Genomic DNA, 22,908 nt, shown 5'->3' with positions numbered 1-22,908 from the left:
CGGTGTCCTCCTCCGGTTGGTGTCGGCGCTGTCGGTGGTGCCACTGGTGCTGTCGGTGGTGCCACTGGCGCTGCGGCGGGGCCACTGGCGCTGCGGCGGGGCCGGCCTCAGGCGGCGCGGACCAGCCGGGGGTCGTACTTGTAGCCGATCTGCCGGACGGTGGCGATCGCCTCCCGGTGGCCGGGGCCGAGCTTGCGGCGGATCCGGGCGATGTGGGTGGCGATGGTGCGGGTGTCGCCGGTGTCCGGCCGGCCCCAGACGGACTCCATCAGCTGGCGGCGGGAGTGCACCCGCAGCGGGTTGCCGACCAGGTGGGCGAGCAGTTCGAACTCCAGGTACGGCAGGTCGAGGTGCTGGCCGTCGACGGTGACGGTGCGCTGCTCCTGGTCGACCACCAGGCCGGCCGAGTCGAGGACGGGCCGCGGGCCGGGGACGGTCCGGGCGGCGGGGACGGCCCGCAGGGCGGGGGCGGCGGTGTGGTCCGAGAAGATGGCGTCGAGCCTGCGGTAGCGCACGGCCATGGCGGATGCTCCTTCGGCTGGTGGGGTCGGTCGGGTCAGTGGCCGGGGTGCCAGGAGGCTTCCAGTCGGGCCGTCCCGTCCGGGCCGGTGACGGAGTGCCAGCTGGCCCGCATCCGGGTGGGCCGGTCGTTCGGAAGTCCCGGGGCCGGGCTCGGGGCCGGGGCGCCGACGGCGCGCAGCACGGTGTTGTCGAGCGGGCTGGCGGCCAGCCGTCGGCCCACCGCGGCGAGGGCGGCGCGCAGTCGGCCGCGATCGGTGGACGGGAGGGCGGGCTGGAAAGCGGCAACGATGGACATGGCTGGTCACCTCCGTGACAGGACAGGCAAGATCTGAACAAGTGCGCCGGTGCGCAGGGGAGTTGATGATTCAGGCGGCGGCGGGCGCGGGCGTGGTCGCGGCGGCGGCCCGGTGGCGGGCGGCGGCGAGGGCGATCCGGTGCGCGGCGGCCGGCGGAAGGTCCGCGGTGGGGGTCCCCCCGGCCGGAGGCTGGGGGAGGGCGAGCCAGTCCGGGCGGTGGCCCTGGCGGGCCAGCAGGTAGGCCAGGTGGACACGGGGCTCGTACGCGGAGGCCGGGGTGTTGCGGGTGCCCGAGCGGGGGCAGCTGCCGGGGTCGTCGAGGCGGTAGGCGCGCTCGACGCCGTCGTGCAGGGCGAGTCGGACGCTGGGGCAGTGGTGGAAGAGGTGGTGGAAGGGGGTGGTGGTGCGCATGGCCGTACTGCCTTCCTTACCCCGGGTGCGGGGTGGTCGAGGGTTCCGGGGCGGGGCCGGGGGCGGCGGGCCGTGGTGTGCGGCGCCGCCCCCGGCGTCCGGGTCAGTGGTTCAGTGCGGTCTGCACGATCTTGACGATCACCATCACCATCGCGACCAGCAGGTAGACGCGCAGGGCGCCCATGCCGAGCTTGCGGGTGGTGGACATCACCGGCTTCTCCAGGGTCTCCAGCGGGGGCATCCGCCAGTTCTCCCGGCCGGTGCGGTCGATCGGGTCCTCCTTGGTGCCGCGGCGGCCGGAGAGGAAGGAGTACCCGGCGACCAGGACGCCCGCCACCCCGCAGCCGGCCATGATCCGCAGGATCGCGTCCGAGCTGATGTCCGGCCAGACGACGGCCGCGGTGAGGATCAGCGACAGCGTGACCAGCACGCCGACCACGGCGGCGGTGAAGGCGTTGGTCTTGGGACCGTTCACCCAGGGGCCGAGCACCGCCTTGTCGTTGCAGAGCAGCAGCAGGAAGACGGTGGCGGAGGGCAGCAGCACCCCGGCCAGCACCTGGACGAACTGGGTCATCAGGCCCTGCATGTAGCCGGTGGACAGCAGGGTGATGGCGGCCGCGGCGATCACCAGGCCCGCGTAGATGCCGTAGAAGCCCTTGGCGCCCTTGACCCCGCGGTGCAGCGAGTGCTTGATGCCGAAGACGTCGCCGATGGCGTAGGCGGTGGAGAGCGAGACGGCGAAGGCGCCGATGATCGAGGCGTCCAGCAGGGCGATGGCGAACAGCACGCCCGCCAGGTGGCCGGCCTTGTCCTCGATGCCCTTGGCGACGGCCCCGGCGTCGGAGAACTGGCCGAAGCCGTCGGTGCCCGCGAAGGCGGCGGCGGTGAAGCCCATCATGGCGGCGGCGCCGATGATCACGATCGCGATGCCGATCCAGAGGTCGGCCTTCTCGTACTTCATGAAGCGCGGGGTGATCCGCTTGTCGATGACGTACGACTGCTGGAAGAACAGCTGCCAGGGGGCGACGGTGGTGCCGACGATCGAGATGATCACCAGCATGACCGCGGCCAACTCGCCCGCGCCGCCCGGCATCTGCGGCACCACGAAGTCGTGGGCCATCTGCGAGGTCTTCGGGTGGACCATGAAGTAGATCGGCACCAGCAGCAGCGAGCCTATGCACAGGGTCACCGCGACCCGCTCGAAGCGCTGGAAGGAGCCGGTGAAGGCCGAGGCGATGATGATCGCCGCCGCCAGCACCACCGAGGCGACCTTGGGCAGGCCCAGGTAGCCGGCCGCGAGCGTCACGCCGATGAACTCGGTGACCAGGGTGAGGGCGTTGAGCAGGAAGAGGTCGATGACGCTGAACGCGCCCCAGAACTTGCCGAAGCGCTCCAGGATCAGCCGGGCGTGGCCGACACCGGTGACCGCGCCCAGGCGCAGCACCATCTCCTGGTTGACGTACAGCACGGGCACCAGCATCAGCAGCGTCCACAGCAGCTGGGTGCCGTAGTTCTGGCCGGCCTGGCCGTAGGTGGAGAAGGCGCCGGCGTCGTTGTCGCCGACCATCACGATCAGGCCGGGGCCGACGATCGCCAGCAGGGTCTTGAGTCTTGCCGACAGGCCTTGGCGCGGTGCGTCGTCATCGAGCTTGATGGTGCCGAGCGCACCCTTGATGTCGCCGACGTGGGCGTCGTCCAGTACGGCCGAACGCTGCTTCTGCGGCTTGGAGTTGAGTGTGGCGTTGGTGGTCATGACGTTCCTCCCGTGGACCCCGGGACAGGCGGGGTGATGGGGGCGCGCAGCAGTAATTCCCCCTGCGTGCGGGCACGGCGCACCGGCCCGCGGCGGGGCGGTGCCCGGGCGGGCACGGCGGAGCCGCGTGCGTGCTCGCGAACGGTGCGACGACGTCGCCGCCATGACGTGACGGTGCGTCAGTTGTACGCGCAGGGAAGGTTGTTACCGCGTGCCGGAGGTGTACGAGGACAGGCGGGGGTAGGGGCTACTGTGGCCCGGACTACTGCAATCCATGTCTCTCGCCTCCTCCCGGTCGACGCACCCCGTGGTGCGTGTCATCGACACGGCAAGGAGTTCACCGGCGCGCGCGACTGCCACCGGTTCACCCCAACTCGTCAGAGCTTTGGCACTCCACGGCGTGTCCAACCCGTTCGGGCCGGAAGCCACTTCGGATCAACCCTTAGGTCGGGAAGATCTGTCCTAACCCTGGGCGTCTCTCGACGTCGTCGGATCAGTGGCCTGTGTCCGTGAAGAAGCCTCACCGAACGAGGTGCCTTCTTCAAACCTCCAGAAGCATAGACCGACGGAAGCGCGATACTTGCGCACTTGGTAGAACCTTTACCTTTCGCGAGGCGTGACGTCCGTCCGGGTGACGCGGGTTTGAGCGCCACGTGACGACGGAACGACTTCCCGCCGGATCCGTACCCGCACACGCACACGCAGCTGAGGGGTGGCATGGCGACCGCAGGCTCCCAGACCGCAGGACCTCCGGGGGCTCCCCGGCGGGCGAGGGCGCTGGCACTCGCCCGGCGCCCGAAGCTCTGGCTCTTCCCCGGCGTCCTGTGCGCCCTGGTGGCCGCGCTGCTCTCGCTGCTCTACCTGGGCGGCATCGTCAACCCGACCGGGCACCTGCACCGGCTGCCGATCGCCCTGGTGAACGCCGACCAGGCCCCGCCCCCGCCCGGCCAGCCGGTCAACCTCGGCACCCAGCTGACCCGCGCCGTGGTGGCCGGGACCCCGGACGACACCGTCCGCTGGCGCCAGACCGACGACGCGGGCGCCCGCGACCTGCTCGCCGCCGGCAAGGTCTACGGCGTGCTGCTCGTCCCCGCCGACTTCACCGCCACCGTCACCGCGCTCGCCGCCGGCGGGGCCACCCACCGGCCCACCCTCACCGTCCTCACCAACCCCGGCCTGGGCAGCCTCGGCTCCTCGATCGCCGCCCAGATCGCCCAGAACGCCGCCCACCAGGCCTCGGTCGCGGCCGGACAGCGGCTGCTGGCCGCCGTACCGGCCCAGGGCGGCCCGGGCGCCCAGGGGCCGGACACCGGCGCCACCGCCCGGCTGCTGCTCGCCGACCCGTTCGCCGTCGCCACCCAGGTCGGCCACCCGATCGGCAGCCACAGCGGCCTCGGCCTGAGCGCCTTCTACTTCACCCTGCTCGCTGTGCTGACCGGCTTCATCGGCGGCAACATCATCCACAACGGCGTCGACACCGCGCTCGGCTACAGCGACAGCGAGATCGGCCCCTGGCACACCCGCCGCCCGACCGTCCCGATCAGCCGCACCCAGACCCTGCTGCTCAAGATGCTGATGACCGCCGGGATCATGCTGGTCACCACCTCCCTGGTGCTGCTCTGCACGGCCGGGATCCTCGGCATGGACGCCCCGCACCAGGCCCTGCTGTGGGTGTTCGCCTACTGCGCCAGCCTCGCCGTCGGCCTCGGCGTGCAGGCGATCAACGCCGCGTTCGGCGGGATCGGGCAGCTGGTGTCCATGTTCGTGTTCATCGCGCTCGCCCTGCCGTCCTCCGGGGCGACCGTCCCGCTCCAGGCGGTGCCCGGCTTCTACCGCTTCCTGGCCGTCTTCGAGCCGATGCGGCAGCTGAGCGACGGCATCCGGGCGATCCTCTTCTTCGACGCCCGCTCGGACGCCGGGCTGGCCCGCGGCTGGGTCATGATCGCCATCGGGGTGGCGCTGGCCCTGGCCTTCGGCTTCGGGATGACCCGCTACTACGACCGCAAGGGCCTGCACCGCTGGACGCCCCAGCCCTCGGAGTAGGCCGGTCTAGCTCTTCGTCACGGTCACCTTGAGGTGCTTCATGATCGGCTGGTCGCTCTGGGTGCTGTGGTCGCCGATCGCGCACAGCACGTTCAGCTCCGGCATGTACCCGGCCGCGCAGCCGCGCGGGATGTCGTACGGGACGGCCAGGTAGCCGTGCACCGAGCGGGTGGAGCCGTCCCGGGCGGTGCTGGTGACGTCCACCGGGTCGAACTCGGCGATGCCGCGCTCGCGCATGTCGTCCCGGTTGAGGAAGACCAGGGTGCGCAGGTTCTGCACGCCCCGGTAGCGGTCGTCGTCCGAGTAGATGGTGGTGTTCCACTGGTCGTGCGAGCGCATCGTGCCGAGCGCCAGGGTGCCGGGCGCGGGGACGACGTCGGGCAGCGCGGCGGCGGAGAACTCGGCCTTGCCGGAGGGGGTGAGGAAGACCAGTTCGCGGGCGGGCTGCTTGATCCGGAAGCCCAGCGGCAGCCGCACCCGGCGGTTGAAGTCCTCGAAGCCGTCCAGCACTTCGGCCATGGTGTCGCGGATCCGGTCGTAGTCCTCGATGTACCACTCCCACGGGGTGGGGCTGTCCGGCAGGGCCGCGCGGGCCATCCCGGCGACGATCGCGGGCTCGGAGAGCAGGTGCGGTGAGGCCGGGCGCTTCATGCCGGCCGACAGGTGCACCATGCTCATCGAGTCCTCGACCGAGGTGGACTGCACCCCGGCGCGCTGGTGGTCCTTCTCGGTCCGGCCGAGGCAGGGCAGGATCAGCGCCCGGCGGCCGTGCACCAGGTGGCTGCGGTTCAGCTTGGTGCTCACCTGGACGGTCAACTCGCAGGTGCGCAGGGCCTGGTAGGTGTAGGGGGAGTCCGGGGCGGCGAGCGCGAAGTTGCCGCCCATGCCGACGAAGACGGTCACCTCGCCGCGCCGCATCGCCTCGATCGTCCCGACCGTGTCCAGGCCGTGGGCGCGCGGCGGGTCGATCCGGCAGACCGCGCCGAGCCGGTCCAGGAAGGCGTCGGCCGGCCGGTGGTCGATCCCGCAGGTGCGGTTGCCCTGCACGTTGCTGTGCCCGCGCACCGGCGAGGGCCCGGCCCCCTCCCGGCCCAGGTTGCCGCGCAGCAGCAGCAGGTTGACGATCTCCCGCACGGTGTCCACCCCGTGCTCGTGCTGGGTGACGCCCAGGCACCAGCTGAAGATCGAGCGGTCCGCCTCGCGGTAGACCCGCGCCGCCTTGAGGATCTCCGCCCGGCCCAGCCCGCTCTGGCGCTCCAGCTCCGCCCAGGGCGTCTGCTCGCAGACGCGCCGGTAGGCCGCGAAGCCGCTGGTGTGCCGCTCGATGAAGAGCCGGTCCAGTGCCCCGTCGTCGGCCGCCGACTGCTCCAGGAGCGCCTTCGCCATGCCGCGCAGCAGCGCCATGTCGCCGCCGATCCGCGGCTGGAGGTTGAGCGTGCTGGTGCGGGTCGCCCGGTTCAGCGCCATGTCGGTGAAGTCGTGCGGGATGATCGTCCGGGTCGCCGCCGCCTCGACCAGCGGGTTGACGTGCACGATCTGCGCGCCGCGCCGGAAGGCCTCGGCGAGCGAGGTGAGCATCCGGGGCGCGTTGGAGGCCGCGTTGACGCCCAGGATGAACAGCGCGTCGGTGACCTCCCAGTCCTTGAGGTCGACCGTCCCCTTCCCGGTGCCCAGCGCCGCCTGGAGGGCCCGTCCACTGGCCTCGTGGCACATGTTGGAGCAGTCGGGGAGGTTGTTGGTGCCCAGCTCGCGGGCCATCAGCTGGTACAGGAAGGTCGCCTCGTTGCCGAGCCGGCCGGAGGTGTAGAACGCCGCCCGGTTCGGGTCGTCCAGCCCCCGCAGGGTGCGGCCGACCAGGTCGAACGCGTCCTTCCAGCCGATCGGCAGGTAGTGGTCGGTGTCCGGGTCGTAGACCATCGGCTCGGTGAGCCGGCCCTGGTCCTCCAGGGCGAAGTCGCTCCAGTCGGACAGCTCGGTCACCGAGTGCGCGGCGAAGAACTCCCGGCCGACCCGCTTGCGGGTCATCTCCCAGGTGACGTGCTTGATGCCGTTCTCGCAGATGTCCAGGTGCAGGCCCTTGGTGTCGTCCGGCCAGGCGCAGCCCGGGCAGTCGAAGCCGCCGTTCTCGTGGTTCATCCGCATGACGGCCCGCGGGCCGTCCAGGTACGCCCCCTCGCGGGCCATGAAACGGGTGACGCTCTTCGCCGCGCCCCAGCCGGCGGCGGGGTGGTGGTACGGCGCGTAGCGGGGCGGCGCGGCGGGGGAGGGGCCGACCTCCTCCGGCTGCTGCGGGGCGGCGGTGGCTTCGTCGTCGGAGGTGGTCACGGTGCTCGCCTTCCGTCGCGCGGCTGGGTCACTCGGGGGTCCGGGTCGACGCTACGCCGGGCCGTCGGCCCCCGCGCGTCGACCGCTACGGCCCCCGTGCACCGACCGCTACGGCTCCCGCGCGTCGACCGTTGCGGCTCCCGCGCGTCGACAGCTACGCCTTCGGCAGGGCGCCCAGCACCCCGGCCAGGTCCGTCCGCCGGGCCACCTCCCGCAGGGCGCGGGCCATCACCGACCCCGGCTCCCGGGCCGCGGTCACCAGCCCGATCGGCGTGCTGTGCACCGGCTCCACCAGCGGGACGGCCCGCATCCCGGGCGGCACCCCGAACACGTGCAGCCAGGCGTACGGCACCACGCTCGCCCAGTGGCCGGTGCGCACGTGCGCGAACAGCGAGCCCACCGAGTCCGTCTCCACCCGGGGCACCGGCGCCAGTCCGAGGCCCGCGAACACCCCGTCCAGCACCCGGCGGCCCTGCATGCCCGGGTGCAGCAGGCACAGCGGCAGCCGGGAGGCCTCCGTCCAGGTGGCGTGCGGCTGCCCGGCGAGACCGTCGGCGGGGCCGGTCAGCAGGACGTACCGCTCCTCGTACAGCGGGACGGTGCGCACGCCCTCGGTGCCCTGCTCCGGGAGGTAGCTGAGGCCCGCGTCGATCTCGAAGTCCCTTACCTGGCGCAGGAGTTCATCGGCGCGCAGGTCGGTGGACAGCTCCACGGCGGCCAGCGGGTGGGCGGTGCAGAACGGTCCGGTGAGCAGCGGGACGGCCCCCGAGGCGGTCGGCACCGAGCCGATCCGCAGCCGTCCGCTCAGCCCGGTGCGCAGCGCGTCCACCTCGTCGCGCAGGGCGTCCCGGTCGGCCAGGATGCGCTGCGCCCACCGCACGATCCGCTCGCCCTCGGGGGTCAGGCCCTCGTACGCCCGGCCGCGCCGCACCAGCAGCACCCCCAGTTCGTCCTCCAGCTTGCGCAGCGCCTCGGACAGCGCCGGCTGGGAGACCCGGCAGGCCTGGGCGGCGCGGGCGAAGTGCCGCTCGCGGGCCAGGGCGACCAGGTACTCGAGCTGGCGGAACAGCATCTACTCGGCCTCGGCCTCGGCGGCGAGCCCGGCCTCGGTCGGGTCGGTCAGGTCGGTCAGGTCGATCCGGTCGGTGCGGGTGTACACGTTCATCGAGTCGCCGCGCAGGAAGCCGACCAGGGTCAGCCCGCTCTCCTCGGCCAGGTCCACCGCCAGCGAGGACGGCGCGGAGACGGCGGCGAGCGCGGGGATGCCGGCCATCACCGCCTTCTGCACCAGCTCGAAGGAGGCCCGGCCGCTGACCATCAGCACCGTGCCCCGGGCCGGCAGCAGGCCCTCGCGCAGCGCGTGGCCGACCACCTTGTCCACCGCGTTGTGCCGCCCCACGTCCTCGCGCAGGCAGAGCAGCCGCCCCTGGGCGTCGAACAGCCCGGCCGCGTGCAGGCCGCCGGTGCTGTCGAAGACCTTCTGGGCGGCGCGCAGCCGGTCCGGCAGCGCGGACAGCAGCTCGGGGGTGATCCGCAGCCCGTCCGCCGCGACGCTCCACGGCGCGGTGGTGCGCACCGCGTCCAGGCTGGCCTTGCCGCACAGGCCGCAGGAGGAGGTGGTGTAGAAGTTGCGCTCCAGCGAGGCGTCCGGGGCGGGCACACCGGCCGCGAGCACCACGTCCACCACGTTGTAGGTGTTGCCGCCGTCGGCGGTGGCCCCGGCGCAGTAGCGGATCCCGGCCAGGTGGTCGGCGGCGTGCAGCACGCCCTCGCTGACCAGGAAGCCGGCCGCGAGGTCGAAGTCGCTGCCGGGGGTGCGCATGGTCACCGTCAGCGGACGGCCGCCGACCCGGATCTCCATCGGCTCCTCGGCGGCCAGGGTGTCGGGGCGGTGCGAGGGCACGCCCTTGCGCAGCCGCAGCACCCTGCGGGGTACGGTCACTCGGCCCATGGTCGTCGGCTCCTCGGGTGGGTCGCGGGTCGTGGGTCGGCCTCGCGGCCGGTCAGGTCTGTACGGATGAATCCTCGCGCGTTTCCGGGCCGGCCGGGTGCCCGGGCAGGTGGCGGCGGCTGTGCGCGCCGGTGACCGCCAGGCAGAGCACGCCGACGGCGGCCATGCCGACCAGCAGCGCCGGGTAGGACGCGTGGCCGGCCGTGCCGGCCAGCAGCAGCGGGGTGAGGAAGCCGCTGGAGGTGGTGCTCTGGTAGAGCGCGGCGGAGGTCGGTCCGGCGGGGTTGCGTCCGGTGGCGCCTCCGGCGCTGCGGGCGGTGAGCCGCTCCACCTCGTGCAGGCCGGCGCCGAGGGTCAGTCCGTACCCGGTGCCGAGCACGACGGCGGCCGCCAGCACCAGCCCCACCGAGTCGCGGTCGGCGGCCAGCGCGCCGAGCAGCAGTCCGGCGATCACCGTCGCCATCGCGGTGAGGGTGGCCCGGGCGCTGCCCGCGTCGTCCAGCCGGGCCGCGAAGGGCTGGGCGAGCACCCCCATGGCGAGCGTCAGGGCCGCCACCAGACCGCTGAACAGCGGTGCGTAGCCCGGCAGATGGTGGGCGACCAGCGGCGGCAGCACGACGTAGCCGACGGTCGCGGCGCCCAGCACGGCGGGGCTGGCGGGCAGCACGACGTAGCGGAACCGGGGGTGCTGCACGGCCGCGCGGTGGTGCTCCGCGGGCCGGACCGGGCGGCCCACCGGCGCCGCGTCCGGGAGCCGGCCGGTGGCCCGCAGGACCAGCAGACAGGCCGCGGCGTGGGCGAGACAGGGCACGACGGTCGGACCGGGCAGCCACTCCGAGAGGACGCCGGAGGCCAGCGCACCGGCCGAGAAGCCGATCCCGGTGGCGTACATCGCGCGGCGCGCGGCGGCCACCGGCGACACCCCGGGGCCGGAGAGCTCCCGCAGCCAGGTCGTCCCGGCCGGGAACACCAGCCCGGCCGCGAAGCCGGTCGCCAGCCGGGCGACGTACCCGGTGGGCTCGTCGCCCAGCGCCAGCAGCGCGCTGGCGGCCGCCGACAGGGCGAGCCCGGCCCGCACCGTGCGCCGGCGCCCGTACCGGTCCGCGGCCGGGCTGCCCAGCAGCAGCCCGGGCACCAGCCCGACCAGGTACACCGAGAACATCCCGGCCAGCGACACCGGCGACCAGTCCGTGTGCGCCCGGTAGACGCTCGCCAGCGCGGTGAACTGGTTCGCTCCCCAGGCGGCGACCGCCACGGCGGCCGCGGCCGGTATCCAGCGGGCGGTGCGCACGTGCGGGGTCTCCTCGGACGGTTCGCTCGGACGGGGAATCCGGCGGCGGTGGGCCGCCCGTCCAGTGTCCTGTCCGGCATCGTCGCAGGTCAAAGAGGTCGTACCAGTCGTCCGATCGGCGCGGCCTATCGAACGGGACGACCTCCGACGGCCCCGGTCAGCCGCTGCCGCCCACCGCCAGCACGACCGCGCTCGCCGCGCCGCCCGGCGTCTCGTAGTTCACCGTCTCCCCGGCGTGGCGGCCCAGCAGCGCCTTCCCGAGCGGGCTGTCGTACGTCACCAGGGTCAGCTCGCGCTCCTCGGCCAGCTCGGAGATCTCGACGGTCTCCTGCTCGCCGTCGGAGAACCGCACGGTGACCGTCGACCCCACCCCGATCACGTCCGTGGACGGCGCCCCGGCCACCTCGGCCTCCCGCAGCCGCCCCTCCAGCTCGACGATCCGCCGGTCCAGCCGCGTCACGTCCGAGGCCCGCTGCAACTCGTCCGCCGCGTCGGCGCGGTCCCCCACCGGATCCTCCCCGCGCAGGGTCGCGGCCACCTCCCCCCGCTCCGCCCGCAGCTGCGCCAACTCCTCCTGCACGGCACGCAGCCCCTCGGCACTGATCGGTTCCGGCCCACCGCTCATCGCACGCTCCCGGGTCTCTGAGGGAACACCCAAACACCGGTCGCCTCTCATTACCCCACCCCACCGAAGCCCGGGCAAATCCTCGGCGGACGCGGGCCGGGACGCGCGACGGGACGCAGGCCGGGACGCGCGACGGGGCACCGGCCCGGCCCGGCCGGGGGTCAGCGGGTGAGCAGTTCGGCCGGGACGACCGGTTCGAGGAAGCGGCTGGCGGCGCCGTGCCAGGAGACGGCGAGGGCCTCGCGGGCGCGGGTGCAGGCCACGAACAGCAGGTTCAGCTCCCCGTTGAGGTCCTCCCGGTGCTGCTGCGGGTCGGTGTCCTCCGGGGTGAGCGCGTTGCCGTTGGGCACCATGGCGTCGCCGACGCCCACCACGGCGACGCAACGGAACTCCAGCCCCTTCATCCGGTGCATGGTGCCGATCCGCACGCCGGGGGCCGGCGCGCTGCCGAGCAGGTGGGCCGGGGTGCCGGCCTGCTCCAGCGCCCGGGCCGTGTCGCGGCCGAGTTGGGCGGTGCGGGTGGCGACGCCGATGTCCTCCGGGCCGACCCCCGAGGCGGTCCACGCCTCGATCCGGGCGACCAGGGCCCGGAGCTCCTCGTCCTGGTCGGCGTAGCCGCGCGCCTCGGGCTGGGCGCCGTGCAGGGTCGAGTGGTAGCCGGCCAGCGACTCCTCGCCGCCGTCCAGGTCGTCCGGGCGTTCGCCGGTGAGCAGTGAGGCGGCCCAGCTCAGGATCTCCTGCGTGGTGCGGTAGTTGACGCGCAGTCGGGAGGAGCGGCCGACCACCTGGATGCCGAGCGAGCGCAGCGAGACCTTGTTGCCGTAGATCCGCTGGTGGGGGTCGCCGGCCAGGAACAGGTCGTCCGGTCCGGGGGCGGCGAGTGCGCGCAGGAAGCGCCACTGCGCGGGGTGGAGGTCCTGCGCCTCGTCGACCACCACGTGCCGGAACGGGCGTTCGTCCCGTTCGTCGAGGGACCGGGCGGCGTGCGCGCAGACCTGGAGGAAGGTCCGCTCCCCGCTCTGCCGCAGCTCCTCCTCGAACGCGGCCACCGTGCGCCACAGTTGGGCGCGTTGCAGCGGGCCGAGCGCGGTGCCCCGGCCGGTCCGGGGGGCCTTGAGGTACTGCTCGGGGCTCTCGATCGCCTGGGCCAGGACGACCTGCCGCCACTCCTGGTCCAGGAAGACGTCGGTGAAGTCGACCCCGAGCCGCTGCCCGACCCGGCGCCAACGGGCCAGCACCGCCCGCTGGTTGAACAGGATCTTCAACGGGGCGCCGCCGAGCGAGCGGCGCAGCACCTCGTTCGCCAGGGCGTCGACGGTGACCACCCGGACCTTGGCCCGGATCCGCCCGTCGGTGATCAACAGGCCCAGGCAGCGCTCCAGTTCGGCGGCGAGGTCCTTGGTGTAGGTGGTGAGCAGCACCGACCCGTCGGGGGCGTCGGCGGGCAGCCGGCGGGCCAGGTGGTAGGCCCGGTGCAGGGCGACCACGGTCTTGCCGGTCCCGGGGCCGCCGGTGACCCGGGCCGGGCCCTGGTACGAACCCCGGTAGGCGATCCGGTACTGGGCCGGGTGCAGGAAGATCCGCCAGGCGTCGAAGGGGCGCTCCAGGATCTCCTGGAGCTCCTCGGGCCCGGACACCAGGGCGACCCGGCCGCGGGCGTGGGCCATCGCCGAGACCAGTTCGTCCCCAGGGCGCCCGGTGCCCGCCGGGTCCGCCGCCCGCGCGTACGCCTGGACGATCTCGCGGTCGATCTCGGCCGGTTCCATCCCGCTGGCCAGGCCGATCAGCACGTCGAACTGCTGCTCCGGCAGGACCCGGTGGAGCGCCTCCAGGTGCGCCTCGTCGGGCAGCAGGCGGATGATCGGCAGGATCTCCTCCTCGATGCCCAGGCTGCGCAGGACCTTGTCGGAGCGGTCGGCGAAGAGCCGCTGGGGCTCGTCCGAGGCCCGGGCCCGCAGTGAGGCGGAGGCGCGTTCCAGGGCGACGTCGTTGCGGATCTCGACGCCCTGGGTGGCGGCGTTCACTGAGGCGCGGTGCTTGAGCGCCCAGTCGTTGGCCTTGTCGTGGGGGAGCACCTTGAGCAGCAGGTAGCCGTCGCCCCGGTCGGCCTTGAGGACGACCCCGCGCCAGAAGTCGGTGATCCGGATGGTCCGGATCCGCGGGTCCCGCTGGTGGGTGAGCTTCTCCAGGTGGGTGCCGGCGTGGGTGGCCCCGGTGAACTTCTCGAAGGTCTCGAAGACCCGCCGCTGCACCGACCGCTCCAGTGCCGCGAACTCCATCAGGAAGTCCCGGTGCATCCCCAACGTCGCCACCCGGGCCCCCTCACGCCTCTGTCCGGATCTTCGGTGTGCCCACTCTACTGGGGGACTTGGAGGTGGCGGTGGTCACCTCCGGGGGCGGGGAGGCGGGGGAAAGCGCAGGTCGCAGGGGTGGGGCGGAGCGGCGGGGGAGGGACCGGCCGTCGGGCCGGAAGCGGGCGAAGCTACCATGTGCGCAACACCCTCAGCTCGAAAGATGGACTTGTGACTGTCAACGACGACGTGTTCACGGACTGGAAGAACCGCGAGGAGATCGCGGAGTCGATGATCCCGATCATCGGGCGACTGCACCGGGAGAAGGACGTCACCGTCCTGCTCCACAGCCGTTCCCTGGTGAACAAGTCGGTGGTCAGCATCCTCAAGACGCACCGCTTCGCCCGGCAGATAGCCGGCGAGGAGCTCTCGGTCACCGAGACGATGCCGTTCCTGGACGCCCTGACCACCCTGGACCTCGGCCCCTCGCAGATCGACCTGGCGATGCTCGCCTCGGCCTACCGGGCGGACGACCGGGGCCTGTCGGTGGCGGAGTTCACCGCCCAGGCCGTCGCCGGTGCCACCGGTGCCAACAAGCTGGAGCGCCGGTCCGCGCAGGACGTCGTGCTGTACGGGTTCGGCCGCATCGGCCGGCTGGTCGCGCGGCTGCTGATCGAGAAGGCCTCGGGCAACGGCCTGCGGCTCAAGGCCATCGTCGTGCGCAACGGCGGCGGCGACGACCTGGTCAAGCGCGCCTCGCTGCTGCGCCGGGACTCGATCCACGGCCAGTTCCAGGGCACGATCACCGTCGACGAGGCGAACAACAAGATCGTCGTCAACGGCAACGAGATCACGGTGATCTACTCCAACGACCCGAGCGAGGTCGACTACACGGAGTACGGGATCAAGGACGCGATCCTGATCGACAACACCGGCCGGTGGCGTGACCGCGAGGGCCTGTCCAAGCACCTGCGCCCCGGCATCGCCAAGGTCGTGCTGACCGCCCCGGGCAAGGGCGACGTCCCGAACATCGTGCACGGCGTCAACCACGACATGATCAAGCCGGACGAGCAGATCATCTCCTGCGCCTCCTGCACCACCAACGCGATCGTCCCGCCGCTCAAGGCGATGGAGGACGAGTACGGCGTCGTGCGCGGCCACGTCGAGACCGTCCACTCGTTCACCAACGACCAGAACCTGTTGGACAACTACCACAAGGCCGACCGTCGCGGCCGCTCGGCGCCGCTGAACATGGTGATCACCGAGACCGGTGCCGCCTCGGCCGTCGCCAAGGCGCTGCCGGACCTCAAGGCGAAGATCACCGGCAGCTCGATCCGGGTGCCCGTTCCGGACGTGTCCATCGCGATCCTGAACCTCCAGCTCAAGCGGGAGACCACCCGCGAGGAGGTGCTGGACCACCTGCGCGGGATCTCGCTGACCTCGCCGCTCAAGCGGCAGATCGACTTCACCGACTCGCCCGACGCGGTGTCCAGCGACTTCATCGGGTCGCGGCACGCCTCGATCGTGGACGCCGGTGCGACCAAGGTCGACGGCGACAACGCGATCCTCTACCTGTGGTACGACAACGAGTTCGGCTACTCGTGCCAGGTGGTCCGGGTCGTGCAGTACATCTCGGGCGTCGAGTACCCGACGTTCCCGGTGTCGGCGGGCTGATCCGGCGGTTGACCGGTTTCGACGGGGCGGTGACCTTCTGGTCGCCGCCCCGTCGGCGTCGGGGTGGGGGAGGGGCCGTCAGGCCTTGGCCAGCCCCGCGTCCGGGACCTTGCCCGACTGCGCCTGCTCGATCCGGTTGACCAGCATCACGGCGAACCGCCGGGCGGCGGGCAGGTCCACCGGCCCGCCCTCGGTGGTCACGCTCGCCACCACGGTGCCCGAGCGCACCACGATGCTCACGCCGTCACCGTCCGCCAGCGGCCCCACGAAGGCCTGGCTCTCGCTGCCCACCGCCGGAGCCTCGACCTTCTTGAACGGCCCGACCGGGTAGGAGGCGTACGTCTCCTTCGCCCGGCTCTTCGCGGCGTCCCGGCTGGGCAGGGTCTCCACCAGGAAGCGGGTCACCAGGTCCCCCGAGGAGAACCGGACCGACCCGCTGAGCGGCTTGCCGCTGCACGGGGCCGAGGCCGTGCAGGTCACGGCGTGGTCGGCGGTGTCGACCTTGCGCTTCTCCTCCTGCCACCCGGCCATCGCCTTGGCGTCCGGCAGCACCTGCCCGACCACCTTGTCGTCCAGCAGCGGAGCCTCCAGGTCCGCGCTGGGCGCCGCCGCCGGCGCCGTCACCCCGCCGCCCGCCCCGGCCGCGGGCGCCGAGGCCCCGGCGGACCCACCCGGCGAGGGGGCCCCGGCCGCCGTCGGTGCCGACGCCGTACCGCCCGGGGCCGACGCCGTACCACTGGGGACCGCAGCGCCCGCAGCCGTCGAACCGGGCGTCCCCGCAGCCCCCTTGGCCGCCTCCGACCCTCCGGAGGAACACCCCGCCAGCACCCCGGCCAACACTCCGGCCGCCACCACGACGGTGACCCGCCGACCACCCATCCCCATGCGCCCACTCCCTTACGGCTGTCCGTGAACCCTCAAGATAGCGACCCCCCTGCACACGAACGGCCCCGGCCCGGGTCTCACGAGCCACCCCCGGCCCCACGACAACGCGGCGAGGTGCGTGCCCCGGCGTCGCGCGCCCGGCGGGAATCGTCAGACACGCCCCAGGGCGAGCAGGGTGTCCAGGGCGCAGTGGGGTACCAGCCAGCCGGGCAGCGGGCCGGTCGGGCCGGTCGCGGCGGCGCAGGCGGCGGTGAGGGCGGCCTCGGCGGCGAGCAGGCCGTCGGCGAGGACGAAGGCGACGCCGTCCACCGCGTCCGGTCCGACCAGGATCCGGGTGTGCTCGATCCGGGCCCCGGCGGGCAGGCCGCGGGTCAGCCCGTCCCGGACGGCCTCGGGGGAGGGCGGGTGCGGGGCCGGGCGGTCGGGGCGGTCCGGGGCGCGGAGGTGGAAGCGAATGGCGTGCACGTGACCCAGCCTGACGGATCGTCGGCGCCGACGGCACCCAGCCCGCTGTCAGAAAACTGTCAGGCAGCAAGATGTCACCCGTTCCCGGGCTCCGGCGCCCCCGGCTCCGGGCGGCGCTGGGCTGGGCAAACGGATGTCGGTCGGCCGTGATATGTACTCACCTGGGGCGGTCACTGTGCGGCCGTGCGATTGATGCCGATGATGTTCGAGGGGGCCACACACATGCCGCTGTTCCGACGCCGCTCGGGCGGGGAGGGCGAGCCCGGCGCGCAGGACCGCGCCGGTCGGCGCGGGTTCGGGCTGGGCCGGCGGGCCGCCTCGGCGGCGTCCGGGCCGGCCGCCGGCCCGGGGTCGGCGCCGCGGCTCGACCCGGCGTTCGGCGACGAGTCCGTGCGGGTGCTGCTCGGGCAGGCCGCCGCCGGGGACTGGACGGCGCTGCGCCCCGCGCTGGCCGCCGCGACCGGTGCCGAGCTGACCTTCCTGGTCGGCGCGGTCTCCGACGTCGCCGGGGTCGAGCAGTGGACGGCCCGCGCGGTGGCGGACGCCCCCGGCGACGCGCTGCCGCTGCTGCTCTCCGGCGCCCGGCACGTCACCTGGGCCTGGGAGGCGCGCAGCGGCGCCCGGGCCAAGCACGTCGGCGAGGAGCAGTGGAAGCTGTTCCACCAGCGGCTGGACGTCGCCGAGGAGCAGCTGCTGGAGGTCGCCGAGCGGGAGCCCGGCTGGCTCGCCCCCTGGTTCTTCCTGCAGATCAGCGCGCGCGGCGCCTCGCTCGGCGAGGAGGTCGCCACCGCCCGCTTCGAGGCGGCGGTGCGCCGGGAGCCGGGGCACCCGGGCTCGCACCGCCAGCGCCTGCAGCAGCTGTCCGCCAAGTGGGGCGGCTCGCACGACGCCATGCACGGGTTCGCCCGCTCCTCGATGCTGGCCGCCCCCGAGGGCAGCCCGCTGGGCGAGCTGGTGGCGCTCGCCCACCTGGAGCGCTGGCTGGACCTGCCGGACGGCGAGGACCACGCCTACCTGTCCGGCCCCGCCGTGGTGGCCGAGTTGCAGGAGGCCGCGTTCCGCTCCGTCCTCCACCCGGACTTCGTCCCGGACCGCGGCTGGCAGTCGAGCTTCAACACCTTCGCGATGGCCTTCTCGCTCGCCGACCAGCGCAAGACGGCGCGGCTGCTGTTCGACGCGCTGGACGGCACGGTCACCGAGTCGCCCTGGCACTACCTGGCCGGCGACCCGGTCAAGGCCTTCCGCGCCCACCGGGACCGCTGCGCCGCGTACTGACCCGCGCCCCCCGTACGTCACCCCTTCCGCATTCCGCGACCGAAAGAGCCTCCGGTGTCCCCAACCGACAACCCGACGAGTGCGCACACCTTCCAGGTGGACCTGCGCGGCCTGGTGGACCTGCTCTCCCACCACCTCTACTCCAGCCCGCGGGTCTACCTGCGCGAGCTGCTGCAGAACGCGGTGGACGCGATCTCCGCCCGCCGCGCCCTCGACCCCGGGGCGCCGGCCGCCATCACCGTCCGGGCCGACGACGGGCTGTCCGTCACCGACACCGGCATCGGCCTGACCGAGCAGGACGTCCACACCTTCCTCGCCACCATCGGCCGCAGCTCCAAGCGCGACGCCGACGGCGGGCTGGACGGCGACGGCCTGGCCCGGGCCCGCGGCGACTTCATCGGCCAGTTCGGCATCGGCCTGCTGGCCTGCTTCGTGGTCGCCGACGAGATCACCGTGGTCACCCGGCACGCGGGCAGCCCGGACGCGCCGGTGATCGAGTGGCGCGGCCTGTCCGACGGCAGCTACACCATCCGCACCCTGCCCGCCTCGGCCAAGCCCGAGCCGGGCACCACCGTCACCCTCGCCCCGCGCGCCGACGCCGCCGAGTGGACCCGCCCCGCCCGGGTGCTCACCCTGGCCCGGGACTTCGGCAGCCTGCTGCGCCACGACGTCACCGTGATCGACGCCGACGGCACCGAGCACGCGGTCAACCGCACCCCGCCGTGGGCCGAGCGGCACGGCTCCCCGCTGGCCCGGCGCGACGCGCTCGCCGAGTACTGCCGGAGCACCTTCGACTTCGTCCCGCTCGACACCATCGAGCTGGACCTCCCGCTGGTCGGCCTGCGCGGCGTCGCGTACGTGCTGCCCGACGCCGCCCCGCCCTCGCGCCGCCACGGCCACCGGGTGCACCTCAAGGGCATGCTGCTCTCCGACCAGGCCGACGAACTGCTGCCGGACTGGGCGTTCTTCGTCCGCTGCGTGGTGGACACCGACGGGCTGCGCCCGACCGCCTCGCGCGAGGGCCTGTACGCCGACGAGACGCTGGCCGCCGTCCGCGACGCGCTCGGCGCCCGGATCCGCGACTGGCTCACCGGCCTGTCCGCGAGCGACCCGGCGCTGCTGCACCGCTTCCTCTCCGTGCACCACCTGGCCGTCAAGGAACTCGCCCGCTACGACGACGAGTTGCTGCGGATGATGCTGCCCTGGCTGCCGTTCGAGACCACCGACGGCAACGTCACCCTGGACGAGTTCGCGCGCAGCCACCCGGTGGTGCTGGTGACCCGTACGGTCGAGGAGTTCCGCCAGGTCGCCCCGGTCGCCGGCGCGGCCGGGCTCGGCGTGGTCAACGGCGGCTACACCTACGACCGGGACCTGGTCCACCGGCTGCCCGAGATACGCCCCGGCGTCTCCGTCTCCGACCTCGACCCGGGCACCGTCACCGCGCACCTGGACACCGTCGACCCGGCCGCCGAACTGGCCGCCGCCACCTTCCTGGCGATCGCCCGCGAGGTGGTCGGCCGGTTCGACTGCGACGTCGCCCTGCGCAGCTTCCACCCGACCAACGCGCCCGCCCTGCTGCTCGACAACCGGGAGGCCCGGCACGAGCGCACCCGCGCCCAACTCGCCGACGAGGCCGACGGGTTGTGGGCGGACATCCTGGGCTCGCTGCGCGCCGAGGCGCCCCGCGCCCAGCTGGTGCTGAACCACCTCAACCCGCTGGTGCGCCGCGCCGCCGGCGTCACCGACCACGACCTGGCCGTCACCGCCGTGGAGGCGCTGTACGGGCAGGCCGTGCTGATGACCCGCCGCCCGCTCAAGGCCAGCGAGTCGGCGCTGCTGAACCGTTCGTTCATCAGCCTGCTCGACCACGCGATGCTCGGCCACGAGGCGGCCGGCCCGGACCACGACGGCCCGAAGGGGGCGTGATGCTGGACACCCCCGGCGCGGTGATGGCCGCGCTGCGCGAGAACGACGCCCGCCCGTACGGCCGCACCCGCACCGTCACGGCCGAGGAACTCGTCGACGCCGCCGAACAGTTCGAGGACACCGAGGTCCGCTCGATGGCCCTGCTCGAACTCATGGAGGCCTACGAGTACGACGGCGAGAGCAACAAGAGCCCGGTCGTCTTCGCCCGCATCCTCAAGCTGTGGGACCAGGACCCGGACGGCTTCGGCGACTGGGCCGCGCAGCAGGTGTTCTGGCGCTTCAAGTGGGTGGCCGGCTCGCTGCGGGACAACCCGGACGTCCCGCTGCCCGCCGTCGAGCGCTGGCTCACCGAACTGCGCGACCGCTACCGGGCGGCCGGCCACGGCCTCCAGCCGTACTACGCCCAGCGCTACCACCTGGCCCGGCACACCGGCGTCGGGGTCCAGGACGCCTACGAGCTGTGGACGGCCCGCCCGCGCACCGAGCTGAGCAACTGCCACGCCTGCGAGACCCGCGCCCGCGCCCGGCACTTCCTCGACCTCGGCGAGGACGCCCGCGCCCTGGAGACCCTCGTCCCGGTGCTGAGCGGCCGCAGCAGCTGCGCCGAGGAGCCCTGCCTCAGCCAGTCCGTCGCGCTGCTGCCGCTGCTGCGCCTGGGCCGCCTCGACGAGGCCCGCTCCACCCACCTCACCGGCTACCGCGCGGCCCGCGGCAAGGCCTCCATGCTGGCGGCGGTGGCCCGGCACATCGAGTTCTGCGCGCTGTCCGGCAACGAGCCGCGCGGGCTGGAGCTGCTCGCCGAGAACCGCGACCTGTTCGCGGTCACCGGTGAGCCCGGCGCCCGGCTGGACTTCCTGACCGGCGTCGAGGTGCTGATCGCCGGCCTGGCCGCGGCCGGCCACGGCGAGCTCGCGGTCAGCGGCCCGGCCGGCCGCGGCTGGACGGTCGACACCCTGCTCGCCCACCTGCGCACCGAGGCCGACGCCCTGGCCGCCCGCTTCGACGCCCGCAACGGCACCGACACGGTCGGCGCCGCCCGGCGGGCCCGGCTGGCCGTCCAGCCGCTGCTGGCCGAGCCGCTGGCACTGGGCGTACGGGCGGTCGCCGCACCGGAGTTGGCGGGCGCGGCCCCGGCCGTGGCCCCCGCGCCGCGGCGCACCGTCGAGGCCGTACCGGAGGACTTCGCCGCCCTGGTGCTGCGCGCCCGCGAGCTGGAGCTGCTCGGCCACCCGGACGGCGACCGGCTGTGGAAGCGGGTCGCCGAGCGGGCCGCCGCCGCGGACTTCACCCACCCGGAGCACGCCGAACTCGGCGGCCCGGAGCGGCTGCGCGCCGAACTCGCCGAGCAGCGCGCCCACGAGGCGCTGCAACGGGACGACCACGCCGAGGGCGCGGCCGGCCTGCTGGCGGCCGCCGAACTGTTCGAGCGGGCCGGGCTGCCCGGCCCGGCCCTGATGGTCCGCACCCGGACGCTGATCGTCGAACTCGGCGAGGTCGAGGGCGCGGTGGCCGACTGGCCGGCGCTGGACGCCGCGTCGGCCCGGGCCGAGGAACTGCACGCCACGGGCGACATGACGGACGACGACTACCTGATCGTCCTGCAGTCGCTCGCCTACGCCGCCCACCACGACCTGGTCGAGGCGCTGCCCGAGCCGTCCGCCGGGACGACCGCGCGCTTCGAGGCGGCCGTCGGCGGCTACCGGCGCGCGGCCGTCGAGCTGGGCTCGGCCCGCCGGGCCGCGACCTCCCGGCAGTACCTCGCCGACGCCGCCGCCCGGCAGGGCCGGTCGGCCGAGGCGGCGGCCGAACTGCGCGAGGTGCTGGCCCAGTTGGAGGCGGCCGAACTGCCCTGGCACACCCCGCGGGTGCTCGGCCTGCTCGGCCAGGTGCTGCTCCAGGGCGGCGAGCCCGGCGAGGCGGTCGAGGTGTTCCACCGGGCGCTGGCCGAGGCCGTGCGCTGGGGCGACGACGCCTACCCGTACGCGCCGACGTACATGCTGCTCGGCCACGCGGCCATGCAGGTCGAGGACTTCGGCGGGGCGGTCCGGGCGCTGTCCGAGGCCGCCGCGCGCTTCGACCGGCTGGGCGCCGGGGCGGTCGAGGACGCCGCCCGGGTACGGCTGCAGCTCGCCGACGTGCTGCGCGGCACCGGCCGGGACGCCGACGCGGTGGCCGTGCTGGAGTCCGTCCTGGACGCCTCGGCCTCGACCGCCGGCCTGGACGCCCGGATGGTCGCCCAGGCCCGGCTGGACCTCGCCCGGGGCCTGGTCGAGCTGGAGGAGTACCGGGACGCCGCCGAGGAGTACCTGCGGCTGGCCGAGCTGGTCGCCGACTGGGAGGACCAGGAGACCCACACCATGGTCGCCTGCGAGGCGGCGCTGACGCTGGCCCGGGCGGGCAGCTGGGACGCCGCCGAGGCCGCCCTCGGGCGGGCCCGGGAGGCGCACGAGGAGGCTCCGCAGGTCGACCAACTGGCATCGACCCTGCGGGAGTTGGCCCAGCTCACGGTGTGCGAGCGGGGCGGCCCGGAGTGGCTGGACGCCGCGCTCGCCCTGCTGGCCGAGGCCGACGCGCTGGGCGAGGCCGCCGAGCGGGGCGGGCAGCAGTACACCGCCTGGTACCTGCGCGGCGGTTCGCACTACGCCCGGGCGCGCTGCCTGGCCGTCGCCGACCGCTTCGAGGAGGCGCTCGCCGAGGCCGAGCGGGCCGTCGAGGTCTACGGCGAGCAGGGCGAACCGGCCGGGGCGCCGCAGCCGGAGTCGCTGCGGGCCGAGTCGGTCCGGCTGGCCGCGCTGATCGAGGGCGGCGACCTCGACCGCCCGAAGGCCGCGGTGCAGCGGCTGACCGCGGCGATCGCCCGCGCCGAGGCGGCCGGCCTGACCGAGGCGCCGCGGGTGCTCGCCGAGCTGCGGGGGCGGATCGCGGGCGACTGAGCCGGGGCGTCACCGGTACCGGAAGAGGGGGGGGGGGGCGCGGACCCCCCCCCCCCCCCCGGGCTCGCCGCCCATCCGGATCGCACCACCCGCAGTACGCACAACCACCCGAAGACCCCGGGTGGCCGGTCGGCTCCCCCGTGCCCACCGTCCATCCGGTCGGCCCCGGCCGGCTCGGCAGGCGCTCACCCCGGACGCGCCGCCGGCCCGGCCGGTCCGGAACGTGCGGCCCGCCCTCCCGC

General features: G+C 74.0%; 17 protein-coding genes and 1 riboswitch. Of the genes, 5 read left to right on the top strand and 12 right to left on the bottom strand.

The window, feature by feature from the left end:
• Positions 1-107: 107 nt before the first annotated feature.
• The 4 genes from ACFWXO_RS25960 to ACFWXO_RS25945 form a co-directional block, all read right to left on the bottom strand.
• Positions 108-521 carry a winged helix-turn-helix domain-containing protein gene (locus tag ACFWXO_RS25960; protein WP_380526355.1) on the bottom strand — a complete coding sequence of 138 codons (414 nt, stop codon included), beginning with the start codon at positions 519-521 and terminating at the stop codon, positions 108-110.
• A gap of 35 nt (positions 522-556) precedes the next feature.
• A complete protein-coding gene (locus tag ACFWXO_RS25955; RefSeq protein WP_380526354.1) occupies positions 557-817 on the bottom strand; it encodes a hypothetical protein in 261 nt (86 codons plus the stop codon).
• A 70-nt stretch (positions 818-887) separates the two neighbouring features.
• A complete protein-coding gene (locus ACFWXO_RS25950) occupies positions 888-1,229 on the bottom strand; it encodes a hypothetical protein (RefSeq protein WP_380526352.1) in 342 nt (113 codons plus the stop codon).
• Between the two features lie 103 nt (positions 1,230-1,332).
• Positions 1,333-2,982, bottom strand: coding sequence for an NRAMP family divalent metal transporter (locus tag ACFWXO_RS25945; protein ID WP_380526350.1), 1,650 nt, complete (start codon positions 2,980-2,982; stop codon positions 1,333-1,335).
• A gap of 361 nt (positions 2,983-3,343) precedes the next feature.
• Positions 3,344-3,521: riboswitch (M-box (ykoK) riboswitch) on the bottom strand.
• A 178-nt stretch (positions 3,522-3,699) separates the two neighbouring features.
• Here ACFWXO_RS25945 and ACFWXO_RS25940 point away from each other — a divergent pair.
• On the top strand, positions 3,700-5,025 hold the full coding sequence (locus ACFWXO_RS25940; protein ID WP_380526348.1) for a YhgE/Pip domain-containing protein: 1,326 nt from the start codon (positions 3,700-3,702) through the stop codon (positions 5,023-5,025).
• Positions 5,026-5,031: 6 nt separating this feature from the next.
• On the opposite strand, the gene ACFWXO_RS25935 is transcribed toward ACFWXO_RS25940, so the two are convergent.
• The 6 genes from ACFWXO_RS25935 to ACFWXO_RS25910 all read right to left on the bottom strand — a co-directional run bounded on the left by ACFWXO_RS25935 (position 5,032) and on the right by ACFWXO_RS25910 (position 13,529).
• Complete coding sequence (locus ACFWXO_RS25935) at positions 5,032-7,350, bottom strand: FdhF/YdeP family oxidoreductase (protein WP_375894300.1); 2,319 nt, start codon at positions 7,348-7,350, stop codon at positions 5,032-5,034.
• A 154-nt stretch (positions 7,351-7,504) separates the two neighbouring features.
• On the bottom strand, positions 7,505-8,422 hold the full coding sequence (locus ACFWXO_RS25930) for a LysR family transcriptional regulator (RefSeq protein ID WP_380526346.1): 918 nt from the start codon (positions 8,420-8,422) through the stop codon (positions 7,505-7,507).
• A complete protein-coding gene (fdhD, locus tag ACFWXO_RS25925; protein ID WP_380526344.1) occupies positions 8,423-9,301 on the bottom strand; it encodes a formate dehydrogenase accessory sulfurtransferase FdhD in 879 nt (292 codons plus the stop codon).
• Positions 9,302-9,353: 52 nt separating this feature from the next.
• Entirely contained in the window at positions 9,354-10,592 is a 1,239-nt protein-coding gene (locus ACFWXO_RS25920) for an MFS transporter (protein ID WP_380526342.1), read from the bottom strand.
• 157 nt (positions 10,593-10,749) lie between these two features.
• Positions 10,750-11,217 (bottom strand): GreA/GreB family elongation factor, encoded by a 468-nt coding sequence (locus ACFWXO_RS25915; protein ID WP_375894288.1) that lies wholly within the window; start codon positions 11,215-11,217, stop codon positions 10,750-10,752.
• A 161-nt stretch (positions 11,218-11,378) separates the two neighbouring features.
• Positions 11,379-13,529: a UvrD-helicase domain-containing protein gene (locus ACFWXO_RS25910; RefSeq protein ID WP_380526340.1), complete on the bottom strand. Its 2,151-nt coding sequence runs from the start codon at positions 13,527-13,529 to the stop codon at positions 11,379-11,381.
• A 210-nt stretch (positions 13,530-13,739) separates the two neighbouring features.
• Here ACFWXO_RS25910 and ACFWXO_RS25905 point away from each other — a divergent pair, with 210 nt between their 5' ends.
• The gene (locus tag ACFWXO_RS25905) at positions 13,740-15,182 is read left to right on the top strand and encodes a glyceraldehyde-3-phosphate dehydrogenase (RefSeq protein WP_375894285.1); all 1,443 of its coding nucleotides are present in this window, start codon (positions 13,740-13,742) and stop codon (positions 15,180-15,182) included.
• A 78-nt stretch (positions 15,183-15,260) separates the two neighbouring features.
• Here the strand turns inward: ACFWXO_RS25905 and ACFWXO_RS25900 are convergent, their stop codons facing one another.
• Both ACFWXO_RS25900 and ACFWXO_RS25895 read right to left on the bottom strand, forming a co-directional pair.
• Positions 15,261-15,806 (bottom strand): hypothetical protein, encoded by a 546-nt coding sequence (locus ACFWXO_RS25900; RefSeq protein WP_375894283.1) that lies wholly within the window; start codon positions 15,804-15,806, stop codon positions 15,261-15,263.
• 411 nt (positions 15,807-16,217) lie between these two features.
• Positions 16,218-16,532 carry a hypothetical protein gene (locus ACFWXO_RS25895; protein ID WP_380526338.1) on the bottom strand — a complete coding sequence of 105 codons (315 nt, stop codon included), beginning with the start codon at positions 16,530-16,532 and terminating at the stop codon, positions 16,218-16,220.
• Between the two features lie 222 nt (positions 16,533-16,754).
• Here ACFWXO_RS25895 and ACFWXO_RS25890 point away from each other — a divergent pair, with 222 nt between their 5' ends.
• From ACFWXO_RS25890 to ACFWXO_RS25880, 3 genes are read left to right on the top strand one after another with little or no spacing between them, the layout of a single operon-like run.
• Positions 16,755-17,807: a hypothetical protein gene (locus ACFWXO_RS25890; protein WP_380526336.1), complete on the top strand. Its 1,053-nt coding sequence runs from the start codon at positions 16,755-16,757 to the stop codon at positions 17,805-17,807.
• Between the two features lie 54 nt (positions 17,808-17,861).
• A complete protein-coding gene (locus tag ACFWXO_RS25885) occupies positions 17,862-19,733 on the top strand; it encodes an HSP90 family protein (protein WP_380526334.1) in 1,872 nt (623 codons plus the stop codon).
• Positions 19,733-22,666, top strand: a complete 2,934-nt coding sequence (locus ACFWXO_RS25880) for a hypothetical protein (protein ID WP_380526333.1) — start codon at positions 19,733-19,735, stop codon at positions 22,664-22,666. The genes ACFWXO_RS25885 and ACFWXO_RS25880 overlap by 1 nt, the downstream gene beginning before the upstream one ends.
• The last annotated feature ends 242 nt before the right edge of the window (positions 22,667-22,908 follow it).

It is taken from the genome of Kitasatospora sp. NPDC059088 (assembly GCF_042738155.1).
Taxonomy (GTDB): Bacteria; Actinomycetota; Actinomycetes; order Streptomycetales; family Streptomycetaceae; genus Kitasatospora.
The sequence above is the reverse complement of the archived record's forward strand: the minus strand, read 5'-3'. Positions and strand labels throughout refer to the sequence as shown.